Consider the following 13542-nt stretch of genomic DNA (forward strand, 5'->3'; position numbering starts at 1 on the left):
GCGTCGCGCATTCTCTTCACCGAAGGAGGTCGTCGATGACGAGTGTCTTGGAAGTCGATCCGATCGACTGGCTGGAACAGCAGCATCCGGTCGATGCGGACGGCGCCGAACCTGACGACTACCCCCACACCGTGCGGGGAGCGGCGCAGGCCGACGCACTCCCTCACCGTTCCGAAGTCCCGTAACCGAACCGTGTGCCGGGCGTCCCGGGGAGAAACCCCGGGCCGCCCGGCACCTCACGATCTCTCATGAGAACGACGATCAGAGCATTTCGATGACTGCAGTCCTGCCTCCACGGGAGTCCGCCGCGCCGCGGCCCACGAGTGAGATCCGATGTTCCCGATGCGAGCGCGCCTACTGGCTCCGATGCCGGTCGGGCGCCGCCGCCGTCGACTTCGCCGCAGCCGACGGCTGGGTGATCGAACCCGGGCAGACGTTGTGTCCGTGCTGTGCGGCGATCGGAGACGGCCGCAATCGATTACCGTGAGCCCATGAGCAGCGATTGGCGGGCGACCCGCGTCGACGAGATCCGTTCACTGATCCACCGCGCCGCACCCGGTGTCGTCGAAGAGGCGAAGTGGAAGAAGCCCTCGAATCCCGACGGAGTGCCGACCTTCTCGCTCGACGGTCTGATCTGCACCGTCGAGACCTACAAGGCGAAGGTCAAAGTCACTTTCGCCAAGGGCGCGTCGCTGCCGGATCCCGCCGGGCTGTTCGTCCCCGCGACCGGCGGAACCCGCCGTGCCGTCGACCTCGCCGAATCGGACGATCTCGACGCGGACGCGTTCGTGGCGCTGGTCCAGGCGGCGGTCGCGCTCAACCGGGACTGAGGCGCAGGCCCGGCTCAGACGCGGGGACGGCCCACCACGAAGGTCCCCACATTGCATTCCTCCAACTCGTCGCGGCCGGTGGCCGCGGCGAATGCCGCGGTGTCGCCGTATCCCTGCGCGACCCCGCCGAGACCCATCGCCGTGGCGGTGAGATACAGCGTCTGGGTCAGCACGCCGACGTGTTTGAGGATCACCGCGTACGCCATCTGCTCGTACGTCCACATCATTCGGCCCGCCCGAGCGGCCAGGGCGAGCATCACCTGCGGCAACTCGCCGTCGGCGAGGGTGAGAGCGGCGGGCGAGAGCAGCCGATTCACGGCGGGGTCGTCGATGTCGGCCACCCGGCGCAGTGCGTGCCGGTACGAGTCGTAGTGGTACATCCCGGGTGCGACGCCGTCGACGGTGCGGATCACCGGGTAGATCTCGAGTTCGTAGAGCGAGCCGCCGGAAGGGTAGGGGCGAGAAGGAAGCTCGGTGACGGCGGTGCCGGAACGCTCGAGGGTGGCCACGTTCCGAGTTCGGGCGCAGCGATACAGCAGCTCGCCCAGCTCCGCGACGGTCATCGGTGCGGCGTCGTCGAAGCTGCGGACGGACACCCGATCCTCGACGACGCGCGCCAAGGGAACGTCCGACTGCGACAGGCGGTCGAGGTCGGGCACGGGCAGCGGGATGCTCTCGCCCGGGTACGGTTCGGGCGACGCGGGGACCGGCGCGAAGTGCCCGTCGGCCCAGCGGGTGGGGCCGAAGTGGGCCCAACTGGTGCCGCGGTCGCCGACGGTGCTCCGACGGTGGAACCAGAGTTCGTGGGGACTCCACGCGGCCGCTGAGAAATCGGACTCCTCGCCGTCGGCGTCGAGAACGGCGTGACCGGTCCACAGCAGATCCGACCACAGCGAGTCGGCGACGAGGTCGTCGTCTCGGCCGCCGGCCAGGATCGCGGCCACCGAAGGGTCGCCGATCACCACGTCGCACCAGGAGCGCGGGTTCTCGGCGACGACCTCGCCGCCCGTCCTGCGGAGCACCGTGAATCGAGACAGCACCCCGTCGGCGTGACGCGGCTCGGGGCGCGTGGAATCGACGGAGCGGAACGGCCGGAGGCGGTACAGCTCGGTCTCGCCGCGGGAGACGGCGAGTTCGAGTGCACCGGCCGACAGCAGATCGCGCAGCAGATCGGCGACCGGCGGAGGCGGTGCCGCGTCGAAGGCGACCGGGCCGGCGTTGAGTGCTTTGAGTACGCCGCCCTGCATGGGCACCAGTCCGGTCAACCGGCGTTTCGCCGGCAGAACCGTAGCGGTCCCGGGAGCGCCGAGCACGGCTTTGCTGCCGGGACGCCAGGTGTAGACGTTGCGCAGGGCGGTCCGCGAGGGACCCGTCATCCGATCAGGCCGTCGCCTTCTGGAAGGCAGGCTTCAGCTCGTCGAGCAGGTACGGGATCGCCAGCGGCGTCGGCTGATTGAGTCCGCTGATGTCGGCGACGGACAGATCGGCGACGGCCCCGCTGCGGACCGACTCGAGCTCCGAGTATCCCGGCAGCTTGCGCAGCGCGCTCTTGAGAGCCGGGGTGTTCGCCGTGACGATCAGGACATCGGCGTCGAGCATCGGGACGTTCTCGGTGGAGATCGGGAAGCGCGGGTTCTTCGTCTTCTCGAACTGAGCGAGCAGCTTGGGCGCGACCTTCATGCCGAGTTCGTTGAACAGGTACGCGGCGCCGTCGTTCGGATCGGCCATCACCTGGATCTGATCGGCGGAGTACATGTACGCCATCGCGTACGTCTTGCCCGCCAGACCCGGGAGCTCCTTCTTGAAGTCGGCGATCTGGTTGTTGACGCCGGCGGTGATCTCCTTGGCCTTGCCGTCCTGACGCAGCAGGGTGCCCATCAGCGCGACAAGGTCCTGCCACGGGTCCACCTGCTGACCGGTCACGCCGGGGATGGTGGGCGCGATCTTTCTGATCTTCTCGAAGTTCTCCGGCTGCGACTTGGGCATGTAGCCCTCGGCGAGGATCAGGTCGGGCTCGGCCTTGGCGATCTGCGCCACCAGGTTCTCCGGATCCAGTGCCGTCGATCCCTGCAGCTTGTCACCGGTCCAGGGCGACGGGCTGCCGGTGAGGATCTGGATGTTGTCGAGGTAGGCAACGGGCTTGACGCCGAAGGCCAGTGCGGTGTCGATCCACTGCGCGCCGAGGGTGACGATCCGCTTGGGAGTGCCCTTCACCGTCACCGGTCCCTGCGCGGTGTTCACCTGGATCGGGCCGCCCGAGGCCTCGTCCTCGTCGGGAGCGCTGCACGCGGACACCGTCAGGACGACGGCCAGCAGACCCGCCACCAGTGCCAGGACGGTCTTCATAGTCGACTTCATGAGCCGAATAGTAACCCAGGCTCACCTAACTTTGCTTAGTCGGCCCTGGGTTGGGAGTCGGACATCACGCATCCAGCGTCCGCAGGAGAGCGCGCGTGCGGGCGCGAGTCTCGCGGTCGCGATCGAACAGTATGCCGACGAACTCGTCGACGCCGAAGGCTCCCAGCTCCCGGACGCGGTCGGCGACGGTGGCTTCGTCGCCGACGATCGCGGCGTCGCCCGGACCGGTGAAGCCCTCGCGGTCGAGCATCGCCTTGTACGAGGGCAGGTTGTCGTACATCGCGAACTGCTCGGCCGCGGCGGCGCGGGCGCCGTCGGCGTCGTCGGTCACCGAGACCGGCAGCATCGCCACCACGCGCACGTCGGAGGCCGAGCGTTCCGCGGCCTCGGCGGCTGTGCGCAGGGTGGGGGCGATGTGATCGCGCAAGGTCTTGGGCCCGGTCATCCAGGTCACCGTGCCCGCCGTGCGACTGCCCGCGATGCCGAGCATCTTCGGTCCCAGCGCGGCCAGGTACACCGGCGGCGCGGGAACGTCGGCGATCGTCAGGGCGCCCCGCGTCGTCACGAGTTCGCCCGCGCTGCTGACCTTTTCGCCGTTCAGTAGCGGGAGCAGGCCGTCGAGGTACTCGTTGGTGCGCTGGACGGGCCGCTTGTAGGAGACGCCCCACATGCCTTCGGTGACCACTTGGTGGCTCAGGCCGAGTCCCAGATGGAGGCGCGGACCGATGATCGCGTTGGTGGTCAGCGCGCGTTGCGCCAGGAGCATCGGATGCTGCACCTGCATCGGCAGCACGCTGGTACCGAACTCGATCTCCGGCACCTCCCATCCCGCGACCGTCAGCATCGTCAGGGCGTCGGGCTCATTCGGCATCTGGGTGCACCAGACTCGGCGAAAGCCCTCCTCCTGGATCTCCGCGAGGCTCTCGACGGCCTTGTCGACGGAGGCGGTGCGGGCATTGATGGTCCAGACGACGCTGACATCCATGGGTGCTCCTGAGTTCGGGACGGTCGACGTCGATCCTATGCTTCTTCGCCGACGCGCGTGGGTGGCTCGGGACCCCGCCGCGGGGAGCTGGTGCGCGTGCAGCCGGTGAGACGATATAGTCAAACAGTCTCAAAATGGTGCGTTCATCTCTTACTCTTGCCGCATGGAACTGGTCGTGTCGCCCGCGCATCTGCGGTTGCGGAATCGAATCGAGCGGATCACGGGAGTGGATCTGTTTCCCGGCGACGACGTGCGCTCGGCGTTCGCTGCGGGACTTCTCGCCGGCGACCCGACGGCGGAGGCCTTCGTCGCCGAGACCTTTCACGGTGAGATGGGCGGTGCGGCGGCGCGCGAACTCCTCGACGAGGCGCTGCGAGTGGGGATCGACAACGTTCCCGACGCGCCCGAATCGATGCGGGCTCTCTTCGCCGAGTTCGAGACGGTCCCGGACTGGGTGGATCCGGACCTGGTGGAGCAGGGCGCGGCGGTGTGGCGACGCTGGGGCTACAACCTCGGAGCGGTCGGGAATGCGGGCACGATGGACACCTACACCGAGGCGTCTCTCGCGGTGCCGCTCTCACTCGCCGGCGGATACGCGGGATCGAGTGCGCTGAACCGATATCTCGAGACGAGTCGGTGGTGGCTGGAGGTCTGCCGTCCGGGGGCGGTGCTCACTCCCGGGTCGACGGCGCGCGCCATCTCGCTGCGAGTCCGCGTGATGCACGTGTCGGTGCGGGCGCGCGTCTTTGCGCATCCGGAGTGGGACGCCGAACGGTACGGTCTGCCGATCAGCCAGAGCGAGATGATGCTGACCCTCCTCGGCGGCAGCGTGGGTCCGGCTTTCGGGCTGACCGCGCTCGGCTTCCTGACCAGTCCGTCGGAGGTCCGCGCCGTCCTCCATTTCAATCGGTATCTCGGTCACCTGGTCGGTTGCCGGGTGGACGAGATGTATCCGGATACCTATGCCGACGGCCTCCGGCTGCTCTACTACTTCGACGCCACGCGCAAACACGACTCCGGCGGTCTCGGTTCCGAACTGGCGGAGTCGTTCGTCCCCGCGTTCGCGCCGCATCCGGGGATGCGCGGCCCGGGCCGGTTGCGTGCCCTGTTCCACCTGCATCTGCAGGCCGGCTACACGCGGCTGTTCATGCTGCCCTGGAACCGGCGCGCCCACCGGCTCCCGAGCGGGCTGCCCGGCGTCGCGATGCTGATCGGACGGGCGCCCTTCATCGCCGTGATCGAAGTGGCGCGCCGCGTGCTGCCGGGTGTGGACCGGTGGTGGCAGACCGGTTCCATGAGACGGTGGCGGCGCTGGCACGCCTGGCACAGCGGGAGCCGTGTGGAGGCGTTCGACGCCACGGCCCCGTTGCGCCGCTGACCGCCCGAGCTTGCGCAGCGACGTCAGACGGCCGTCCGCAGTGCGCGGTACACGCTCTCGCCGAGGAATTCGGCCAGTTCGTCCGGCGCCCAACGAGAATCGGCGAGCAGGGAGCGAACGGCGCCCTCGCTGGCGGAGACCCACAACTCCACCAGCGGGTACAGCTTCTTGTCGATGTCCGCCTCCGGCATCCCCCACGCCGCCAGGGTCGGCCGCAGCAGATCGGTGCAGCGGGCCACGGCGTCGGCCCGTCCCCGGCCGAAGAACTCCGCGACTTCGGAGTCGGGGGAGCCGTACACCAGCCGCCAGGTCTTGGGCTGTTCGGCGACGGTGTTGAGCAACGCGCGGAAACCGTCGATGAAGACCGTCGCGTCGGCGTCGACGGCTCGCCTGCGGAGCACGGTCGTCATCGATTCGCGCAGCCGGCCCTCCTCGCGCTGGACCAGTTCGGCGATCATGTCGACGCGGTTGGCGAAGCACGCGTAGATCACCGGCCGGGTGACGCGCAGCCGCTCGGCCACCGACGCCACGGTCACGGCCGAAACGCCTTCGGAGACGGCGATGTCCAGCGCGGCGTCGAGGATCTGGGGCCGACGACGCTCGGGGCCGAGATGCTCGGCGCGCGGCCGGTGGGAGTTGGCAGCCATTGCGCTAAGAGTTTAGAGGTTCGAGACTCTCGTCGACGCTGAAAGCCGGTGTGCGGCCCGGAACGTGCGGAACCTGCGATGACCGGACGACGAAGTGCGCGTCGACGAGAGGAACGCCGGTGGACAGAACCGTGAACGATGTGGCTCAGCAGGTCTCGACCGGCGCCATGCCGGGATGGGACCGCGTCGAGGCCCTGGCCGTCCAGGCGCATGCGCGCTACGCGTCCAATGCCGACGGGCACGTCGCCGACTACATCCCGGGGCTGGCGGCCGCCGACCCGGAGTTGTTCGGGCTGGCGGTCGGAGAGATCGACGGATCGGTCCACGGCGCCGGCGCGTGCGAGACGCTGTTCTCGATTCAGTCGATCTCCAAGGCCTTCGTCTATGCGATGGTCTGCGACGCCGTGGGCCACGGCGTCATCAAGGATCGGGTCGGCGTGAACAACACCGGCTTGTCGTTCAACTCGGTGATCGCCGTCGAACTCAACAACGGTCACCCGATGAATCCGATGGTGAACGCCGGCGCCATCGCCACCACGGCGCTGGTCCCCGGAGCCACGCCGGCCGAACAGTGGGAGGTGATCCGGACGGGGCTGTCCCGGTTCGCCGGACGGCAACTCGAACTCGACGGCGAGATCTACCATTCGGAGATGCGAACCAACCAGCGCAACAGGGCGATCGCACAATTGCTCGAGAGCTACGGACGCATCGACATCGATCCGTCGGACGCGGTCGACACCTACACGCGCCAGTGCTCGCTCCGCGTCAGCGCGCGCGACCTCGCGGTGATGGGCGCGACGCTCGCCGACGGCGGAGTCAACCCGGTGACCGGTGAACGGGTGGTCTCCGACCAGGTCTGCCGCGACACCCTCGCGGTGCTGGCGTCGACCGGCATGTACGAGCGTTCCGGCGAATGGCTGTTCGAGATCGGCCTGCCCGCCAAGTCCGGGGTCTCGGGCGGCATCGTCGCGATCGCCCCGGGCAAGGGCGCGATCGGCACCTTCTCGCCCCTCCTGGATTCGGCCGGGAACAGCGTTCGCGGCCAGTTGGCGACCGCGTATCTCTCACGTGCACTCGGCTTGAACATCTTCGCCTCGGCTCCCGCCCACCACTCTTCGGCACCAGCCGCCCGAAAGGATGCAGTATGACGACCACCGCCGTCCCGGTCAGCGAGGAGCGGCGCTCGTGGCTGCCGCTCATCGGACTGTTCTTCGCGCAGGTCCTGATGTCGTTCAACGTCGCGGCGCTGCCGGTCTCGATCGGCGGGATGGTCGACGACTTCGACGCCACGCCCACCGCCGTCGGCACCACCATCGTCATGTACGGGCTGGCCGTGGCCGCATTGGTGATGCTCGGCGGCAAACTCGGTCAGCGCGTCGGATGGGTGATGATCTTCCGGATCGTCGTCGTCACCTTCGCCTGCTCGTCGCTGATGATGATCTTCTCGCCGTCGGTCGGGTGGGCGATCGCCGGACAGGGCCTGGCCGGAGCATCCGCGGGCCATCATCGTGCCGTCGCTGGTCGCATTGATCGCTGAGAACTACGTCGGCGACCAGCAGGCGACGGCGGTGGGATCGCTCGGCTCGGCTCGTGCGGTCTCCGGCATGAGCGCCTTCTTCATCGGCGGTGCGCTGGGTGCGTCGGTGGGCTGGCGGCCGGTGTTCGGCATCGTCCTGGCTGTGGCGGTCATCGTCTTCGCGCTCAGCTTCACCCTCCGCTCGGACAAGGGTGACCCGAGTATCGAGATCGACGTGATCGGCGCGGTGCTGATCGGTGGCTCGGTGGTGCTGCTGACGCTCGGCTTCAACAACCTCAACTCGTGGGGCCTGTTCTTCGCCGACGCCGGTGCGCCCTTCGACGTCGGCGGAGTCTCGCCGGCGCCACTGATGATCGTGCTCGGTCTCATCGTCGGCCAGGGCTTCTTCGTCTGGACCCGGTCGCGGATGAAGGCGGGCAAGGTTCCGCTGGTCGATCTGTCGGTGCTCGGCAGTTCGCGTGAGCGTGCCGCGGTGTACGCCATGTTCATCGTCGTCTCGCTGGAGGCCGCACTGAACTTCACCGTGCCGCTGTACATCCAGATCGTTCAGGGCCGTTCGTCGTTCGACACCGCGATCGCGATGATTCCGTTCAACCTGACGGTGTTCGTGACCGCGCTCCTCGTGATCAGGTTCTACCGGCGCTACAGTCCCCGCACCATCGGCGTCTTCTCCTTCGGCCTCACCACCGCGGCACTGCTGTGGCTCTCATTCGTGGTGAGCAACAACTGGGAGACGGCGGCGACGATCATCGGGCTCATCGTGTTCGGCATCGGGCAGGGCGCCCTCGTCACCCTCGTCTTCAACGTGCTCGTGACCGCGGCTCCGACGCGTCTGGCCGGTGACGTCGGATCGGTCCGCGGCACCACACAGAATCTGGCTTCGGCGGTGGGCACGGCGGTGGCCGGCGCGCTGCTGGTCACCATCCTCGGCTTCACGGTCGCATCGTCGGTCGCGAGCCACCCGGAACTGCCCGACTCGCTGGTGGAACAGGTGAATCTCGATAACGTCAACTTCGTCAGCAACGACAATCTGCGGACCGCTCTCGAGGAGCAGACGGACGCGACCCCGGCACAGATCGACGCCGCGGTGGAGGTCAACGAGGACACGCGTCTGCGGACCCTGCGATTCGGACTGCTGTTCCTGGCCGCCGTGAGCGCGACCGCGATCATTCCGGCCGGCCGACTGCCGAACTACCGCAGGGAGGAGATCCCCGCACCCGGAGACGACGAAGGCGCGGCCTAGGCCGCGGCCTCGCTCTGGCGGGGTTTGATGCCCAGGCGGTCGGCGAACAGTCGCCGCTGGATGATCCAGCCCGCCACCGACAATGCGATCCACAGCGCGTTCGAGGTGATGCTGGCCGCTGCCGAGTCGGGACTGTCGACCCAGTTCAACGGCTCGAAGGCGCGCCCGACGCCGATCAGGACCATGCTGGCGCCGCCGATGGAGGTGAGCCACAGCAGTGCGCGTGCGCGGTACTTGTCGGCGCAGAACGCGGCCGCGACCGCGATGGCGACGATGATGATCGCGCTGGCCGCCCACGAATTGTCGCCGGGCTGAACCAGGTCGGCGAGGCGTGCGCCGCCCACCGCTCCGGTCAGGCCGCCCACGAAGTACGCGGCGAACCGGAAGATCAGCGAGCAGACCACCCAGGCCGACACCGCGCCGATCAGGCCGAACAGGAACATGGTCAGACCGCCGGCGTTGAACAGGCCGCTGACGATCCAGCCCAGACCGAATCCCGCGGCGATCACGCCCAGATGCACTGACCGCACCCCGTAGAAACACAGCAGCGCGCCGACTGCCAGGATCACCAAGCCGTTTGCATCAAACATCCTCGAGCCCTTCCGGTTCTGCCGTCGCGTCCGGCCGGACGCGATCGGCGCCGCGCCCGCGGTGGACAGGAACGTCAGAGTAGTCGAGAATCCCCCAGCCCCGAGCCGGATACCGCTGACGAGTCTTCCGTCTGACGGTAGGCGCGGAAATTACCGTAAATGGGTGAAATCGCCCTCGAAATCGGCTCTGCCGCAGAACAATGGGCGAATGGCGTGGTTCAGGGACGGGCAGGCGGTGAGACCGTTCGACCGTCCCGTCGTCCGCAATGCGTTGCCGCGCCGCACCGTCTACGCACTGCTCGACGAGTACCGGTCGACGCCGGTCACCGTGGTCTGGGCCCCGGCCGGGTACGGCAAGACGACCGCGGTCGCCGGATGGCTCACCGACCGCCGGCATCCGGCGGCCTGGGCCGATCTCGCCCGTGTCGGCGCCGACCCGGCCGCGCTCTGGTCGGCGGTGGTCACCGCCGTGGCCGAGATGGGCATCGGTGATCCCCGTGCGCTCGCCGCGATGATCGACTTCTCCGCGTGCTCGCCGGCGGAGGTGCCCGCGCGGCTGGCGTCGTGCCTGGCCGACTCCGGGCCCCTGCTGCTGGTGCTCGACGACCTGCACTCGGTCACCGGGCCGCGCGCACGAGCAGTTGCTGGAACTGGTGGACCGGATGCCCGACAGCGTACGCATCGTCGCGGTGACGCGCCACGATCCGCCGTGGCCACTGCACCGCATGCGGGTGGAATCGGTGCTGAGCGAGGTCCGCGTCGACGAGATCCGGTTCGGTGTTCACGAGGCGGCGGCGCTGCTGGCGGATGCGTCGGTGACCGTCGGTCCGGACGACGTGGAGCGGCTGGTCGAGCGAACCGGAGGCTGGGCCGCCGGTCTGCGCCTCGCGGCCATCGGTCTGGCTTCGGCGGCCGATCCGCACGCGTACGCCACCGAGTTCTCCGGACGGGACGGATACGTCGCCGACTATCTGATGCGAGAGGTATTCCTCGGCGCACCGCTGCAATGGCGCTACTTCCTCACCAGGGTCTGCGTCGCCGACGAAGTGTGTCCGGAACTGGCCGCTGCTCTCGGCGGAGGTGAAGACAGCGGTGAGCGGCTGGCCGAACTCGCCGGTCTCAACATGTTCGTCCACGAGAGCGCAAACGCCCCCGGCTGGTACCGGCTGCACCCGCTCCTGCTCGATCTGCTCCGTTCCCGGATCACCGACCGGCGCGATCTGGCCACTTCGCATCGGGTGGCCGCGCACTGGTTTCGTGAACAAGGCATGCCCAGACGGGCGCTGGAGCATGCGATCGAGGCGAACGAGTGGGAGGCGGCCTCCGAACTCGTCGGCACCCACATCATCGCGTGGGCGATGGCGCGCCCGCCGGACTGGCTGTCGGCGACGTTGAGCCGAGTTCCGCGGGACGCGGTTCTCACTCATCCCGGGTTGGCGATCGGGGTGGCGACGGCCGAGGCCATGACGGGCCGGACCGCCGACCTGGACGAGTTGGCAGCGGCGGCGCACGGTCGCGTCTGCCGCCTCGAGGGCCGCAGGCGTCGCCGGTACGAGTTCCTGTTGGAATTGGTCGAGTTGGGATTGCGGCCGTGGATCGACGATCCGGCGGGGTTGCGGGCACGCTGCGATCGACTGCACCGGAACCCAGAGGCGCTGGCGACTTCCGGACTGGCGGACTGGGACGTGATTCGGACGGCGCTGGTCGGCAACCTCGGAGCCTGTGAGCTCTGGTCGGGGGATCGTGTGGCGGGCCGAGCCGATCTCGCCGACGTGCTGCGGTATGAGGGCGGCCCGCGGATTCTGCTTCCCGTTCTCAACGCCCGCGCGAACCTCGCGCTTCTCGAGTGGCAGGACGGAGACTTGTCGGCGGCTGAAACTCACGCCCGCCGCGCGGTCGCAGATGCCGACGAGCTCGGCAGTCCTCTCGCCGTCCAGGCCGGGGCCGCACATCTGGCGCTTGCGGGCATCGCGCTCGACCGGGATGACCTCGACGATGCGGCGACGTGGCTCGATTCGGCGTCCGCATCGGTCCACAGCCCCCACGCGACCGTGGTGCTGGTGGTCCTCCAGGCGCGGCTGATGATGGCGCGACGAGCCGTCGCCGAGGCGCTCCGGTTCGCCGACGAGGCACTTCGCGCGGCGTCGGTCCCGGGCGTTCCGGACTCGTTGGTGACCGTAGCGATCGGCACCCATGCGGTGCTGAGTCGGAACCGCCACCGCAGACGTGTCGGCATCCGCTTCGCGGGCGACGCGGACTCGATCCGGGGAATGGTGGCCGAGTGCCTCGACGTCGCGGCGAACAGCGGCGGAGGGTCGAGCAGGGATCAGCGACTGCGGGCCCTCGACCGAGCCCTGGGCATCGCCGCCGGTCATCGGCTTCGCCGGCCGTTCCTCGAACGAGGAGTCCACTTGCGCGAACTGCTGTCCGACCGGGTCGCCGGCGGCACGGAGCACAGCGGCTTCGCACTCGACCTTCTCAATCGGATTCCGGTCCGTACCGGCGGGCTCGTCGACGAGGCGGGCCGGCTGGTTCCGCGGCTGAGCGCCCGCGAGATGGATGTCCTCCGGCATCTGCTCGGTGCCACGACCACCGCCGAGATCGCCGATCGGCTGTTCATCTCGGTGAATACCGTCAAGACGCATCAGCGCGCGATCTACCAGAAGCTCGGGGCGCGGCCGTCGTGACGCGATAACGCGGGCGCGGGAGCTGAGGCTGATCTGACCGGGACCGAGCACGCCGGATTCTCCCGTGCCGTCGGAATCACTCGCAAAGGGTGTTGTGCGAGGGATGGCCGAGCGCGATGATGGGGCCAGACGATCAACACGATGGGAGTTCTCTCATGTCCGTTCCCGATCAACGCGAATCGCATCCGGTACGGCAGGGCCTCGCAGGCGGAGCCACGTTCGCCGCTGCGATCCTGCTCTTCGTCGCCGGTCTTCTCGGTCTGTTCCAGGGTATTTCGGCGGTCGTCAACGACGACCTGATCGTCGTCGGCCCGCAGTACGTTTACCAGTTCGACACCACCGCGTGGGGCTGGATCCACATCGTGGTGGGCGTCCTCGCGATGATCATCGCGATCGGCATGTTCACCGGTGCGGTGTGGGCGCGCGTCGCGGCCATCGTCATCGCATCGCTGTCGATCATCGCCAATTTCCTCTGGCTGCCGTACTACCCCTGGTGGTCCATCTTGCTCATCGCCCTCGACCTGGTCGTCATCTGGGCGGTCGCCACCTGGAAGTCCGCTTGATCGGCGGTAGGTGTCAGCGCACCGCTTGATCGACGGGTACGTCGCCGTCGGTGAACGCGATGTCCTTTCCTGTCGTCGACGGTGTCGCGAGGACCGCGGCGGCGACCAGTGCGACGTTCGCCCGCGACGTACCGGGATTGTCGGGTGAGCGCGTCGCGCCCGGGTCGATCGCGCCGGTCGGTTCGTCGAGCGTCAGCCGGCCGGGCATCAGAATTGTCCAGTCGAGGTCAGCCGAGCGCAGAGCCGTGTCAGCAGCGGCTTTGGCCTCGGCGTACGGGAAGAACGAGTCGCTCTCGGGCACGCCGTGATCGGGGCCGGCGCCGAGGTAGGAGACCATCACGAAGCGCCGAACACCCGCGGACTGCGCGGCGTGCATCGTGGCGATTGCCGCATCGCGGTCGACGGCGTACGTGCGTGCCGGGTCGCCGCCGCCCGCGCCCGCGCTGAAGACCACGGCGTCGGTGCCCGTCAACGCCTCGGCGATCTGACCCTCAGTCGAGTTCTCGATGTCGAGGATCAGTGCCCGTGCGCCCGTCGCCTCGACGTCTGCGGCATGGTCCGCGTTGCGGATGATCGACGTGACCGCGTCGCCACGCGCGATGAGCAGGGGAGCCAGGAGTAGGGCGATCTTTCCGTGACCGCCGATGATCGCGATGTGAGCCATGCACTCGACCGTACGCGTGCGTTACGCTCGCCGCCGGGTCGCGCGGCGTCGGGCGTCACC

The 13542-nt window shown here is 68.5% G+C and carries 15 protein-coding genes; 8 read left to right on the forward strand and 7 right to left on the reverse strand.

Features of this window, described 5'->3' with window-relative positions:
• Positions 1 to 35 precede the first annotated feature (35 nt).
• Positions 36 to 185 (forward strand): hypothetical protein, encoded by a 150-nt coding sequence (locus GSI01S_RS20100; RefSeq protein ID WP_156479406.1) that lies wholly within the window; start codon positions 36 to 38, stop codon positions 183 to 185.
• Positions 186 to 491: 306 nt separating this feature from the next.
• Positions 492 to 830: a DUF1801 domain-containing protein gene (locus tag GSI01S_RS08335; protein WP_006896088.1), complete on the forward strand. Its 339-nt coding sequence runs from the start codon at positions 492 to 494 to the stop codon at positions 828 to 830.
• A 14-nt stretch (positions 831 to 844) separates the two neighbouring features.
• On the opposite strand, the gene GSI01S_RS08340 is transcribed toward GSI01S_RS08335, so the two are convergent.
• The 3 genes from GSI01S_RS08340 to GSI01S_RS08350 all read right to left on the reverse strand — a co-directional run bounded on the left by GSI01S_RS08340 (position 845) and on the right by GSI01S_RS08350 (position 4173).
• The gene (locus GSI01S_RS08340) at positions 845 to 2206 is read right to left on the reverse strand and encodes a SagB family peptide dehydrogenase (protein ID WP_006896089.1); all 1362 of its coding nucleotides are present in this window, start codon (positions 2204 to 2206) and stop codon (positions 845 to 847) included.
• A gap of 4 nt (positions 2207 to 2210) precedes the next feature.
• Positions 2211 to 3188: an ABC transporter substrate-binding protein gene (locus GSI01S_RS08345; RefSeq protein ID WP_231650177.1), complete on the reverse strand. Its 978-nt coding sequence runs from the start codon at positions 3186 to 3188 to the stop codon at positions 2211 to 2213.
• A gap of 64 nt (positions 3189 to 3252) precedes the next feature.
• Positions 3253 to 4173 (reverse strand): TIGR03564 family F420-dependent LLM class oxidoreductase, encoded by a 921-nt coding sequence (locus GSI01S_RS08350; RefSeq protein ID WP_006896091.1) that lies wholly within the window; start codon positions 4171 to 4173, stop codon positions 3253 to 3255.
• A gap of 163 nt (positions 4174 to 4336) precedes the next feature.
• Between GSI01S_RS08350 and GSI01S_RS08355 the strand changes: the two genes are divergently transcribed.
• Complete coding sequence (locus tag GSI01S_RS08355; protein ID WP_006896092.1) at positions 4337 to 5551, forward strand: oxygenase MpaB family protein; 1215 nt, start codon at positions 4337 to 4339, stop codon at positions 5549 to 5551.
• Positions 5552 to 5574: 23 nt separating this feature from the next.
• On the opposite strand, the gene GSI01S_RS08360 is transcribed toward GSI01S_RS08355, so the two are convergent.
• Entirely contained in the window at positions 5575 to 6198 is a 624-nt protein-coding gene (locus GSI01S_RS08360; protein ID WP_006896093.1) for a TetR/AcrR family transcriptional regulator, read from the reverse strand.
• Between the two features lie 119 nt (positions 6199 to 6317).
• Between GSI01S_RS08360 and glsA the strand changes: the two genes are divergently transcribed.
• Genes glsA through GSI01S_RS08370 form a run of 3 tightly spaced genes read left to right on the forward strand, consistent with a single transcriptional unit; the run spans position 6318 to position 8978 of the window.
• The gene (glsA, locus tag GSI01S_RS08365) at positions 6318 to 7346 is read left to right on the forward strand and encodes a glutaminase A (RefSeq protein WP_006896094.1); all 1029 of its coding nucleotides are present in this window, start codon (positions 6318 to 6320) and stop codon (positions 7344 to 7346) included.
• On the forward strand, positions 7343 to 7735 hold the full coding sequence (locus tag GSI01S_RS20490; protein WP_006896095.1) for an MFS transporter: 393 nt from the start codon (positions 7343 to 7345) through the stop codon (positions 7733 to 7735). Before glsA ends, GSI01S_RS20490 begins: the two co-directional genes overlap by 4 nt.
• Positions 7707 to 8978 (forward strand): MFS transporter, encoded by a 1272-nt coding sequence (locus GSI01S_RS08370; protein WP_006896096.1) that lies wholly within the window; start codon positions 7707 to 7709, stop codon positions 8976 to 8978. Before GSI01S_RS20490 ends, GSI01S_RS08370 begins: the two co-directional genes overlap by 29 nt.
• Here GSI01S_RS08370 and GSI01S_RS08375 read toward each other — a convergent pair.
• Positions 8975 to 9568: a hypothetical protein gene (locus GSI01S_RS08375; protein ID WP_006896097.1), complete on the reverse strand. Its 594-nt coding sequence runs from the start codon at positions 9566 to 9568 to the stop codon at positions 8975 to 8977. The genes GSI01S_RS08370 and GSI01S_RS08375 overlap by 4 nt on opposite strands.
• A 288-nt stretch (positions 9569 to 9856) precedes the next feature.
• Positions 9857 to 10189, reverse strand: coding sequence for a hypothetical protein (locus GSI01S_RS08380; protein WP_039867294.1), 333 nt, complete (start codon positions 10187 to 10189; stop codon positions 9857 to 9859).
• 41 nt (positions 10190 to 10230) lie between these two features.
• On the opposite strand from GSI01S_RS08380, the gene GSI01S_RS08385 reads away from it, so the two are divergent.
• Complete coding sequence (locus tag GSI01S_RS08385; RefSeq protein ID WP_157225322.1) at positions 10231 to 12255, forward strand: winged helix-turn-helix domain-containing protein; 2025 nt, start codon at positions 10231 to 10233, stop codon at positions 12253 to 12255.
• A gap of 155 nt (positions 12256 to 12410) precedes the next feature.
• Positions 12411 to 12818 (forward strand): DUF7144 family membrane protein, encoded by a 408-nt coding sequence (locus GSI01S_RS08390; protein WP_006896099.1) that lies wholly within the window; start codon positions 12411 to 12413, stop codon positions 12816 to 12818.
• A gap of 13 nt (positions 12819 to 12831) precedes the next feature.
• On the opposite strand, the gene GSI01S_RS08395 is transcribed toward GSI01S_RS08390, so the two are convergent.
• Positions 12832 to 13482, reverse strand: a complete 651-nt coding sequence (locus GSI01S_RS08395) for an NAD(P)H-binding protein (protein ID WP_006896100.1) — start codon at positions 13480 to 13482, stop codon at positions 12832 to 12834.
• Positions 13483 to 13542 lie beyond the last annotated feature (60 nt).

This window comes from Gordonia sihwensis NBRC 108236, assembly GCF_000333035.1.
Lineage (GTDB): Bacteria > Actinomycetota > Actinomycetes > Mycobacteriales > Mycobacteriaceae > Gordonia > Gordonia sihwensis.

Bases quoted from the DNA above. Each gene is read 5' to 3' on its own strand.
- GSI01S_RS20100 (WP_156479406.1), top strand. From the start codon at position 36: ATGACGAGTGTCTTGGAAGTCGATCCGATCGACTGGCTGGAACAGCAG.
- GSI01S_RS08335 (WP_006896088.1), top strand. From the start codon at position 492: ATGAGCAGCGATTGGCGGGCGACCCGCGTCGACGAGATCCGTTCACTG.
- GSI01S_RS08340 (WP_006896089.1), bottom strand. From the start codon at position 2,206: ATGACGGGTCCCTCGCGGACCGCCCTGCGCAACGTCTACACCTGGCGT.
- GSI01S_RS08345 (WP_231650177.1), bottom strand. From the start codon at position 3,188: ATGAAGTCGACTATGAAGACCGTCCTGGCACTGGTGGCGGGTCTGCTG.
- GSI01S_RS08350 (WP_006896091.1), bottom strand. From the start codon at position 4,173: ATGGATGTCAGCGTCGTCTGGACCATCAATGCCCGCACCGCCTCCGTC.
- GSI01S_RS08355 (WP_006896092.1), top strand. From the start codon at position 4,337: ATGGAACTGGTCGTGTCGCCCGCGCATCTGCGGTTGCGGAATCGAATC.
- GSI01S_RS08360 (WP_006896093.1), bottom strand. From the start codon at position 6,198: ATGGCTGCCAACTCCCACCGGCCGCGCGCCGAGCATCTCGGCCCCGAG.
- GSI01S_RS20490 (WP_006896095.1), top strand. From the start codon at position 7,343: ATGACGACCACCGCCGTCCCGGTCAGCGAGGAGCGGCGCTCGTGGCTG.
- GSI01S_RS08375 (WP_006896097.1), bottom strand. From the start codon at position 9,568: ATGTTTGATGCAAACGGCTTGGTGATCCTGGCAGTCGGCGCGCTGCTG.
- GSI01S_RS08385 (WP_157225322.1), top strand. From the start codon at position 10,231: ATGCCCGACAGCGTACGCATCGTCGCGGTGACGCGCCACGATCCGCCG.
- GSI01S_RS08390 (WP_006896099.1), top strand. From the start codon at position 12,411: ATGTCCGTTCCCGATCAACGCGAATCGCATCCGGTACGGCAGGGCCTC.
- GSI01S_RS08395 (WP_006896100.1), bottom strand. From the start codon at position 13,482: ATGGCTCACATCGCGATCATCGGCGGTCACGGAAAGATCGCCCTACTC.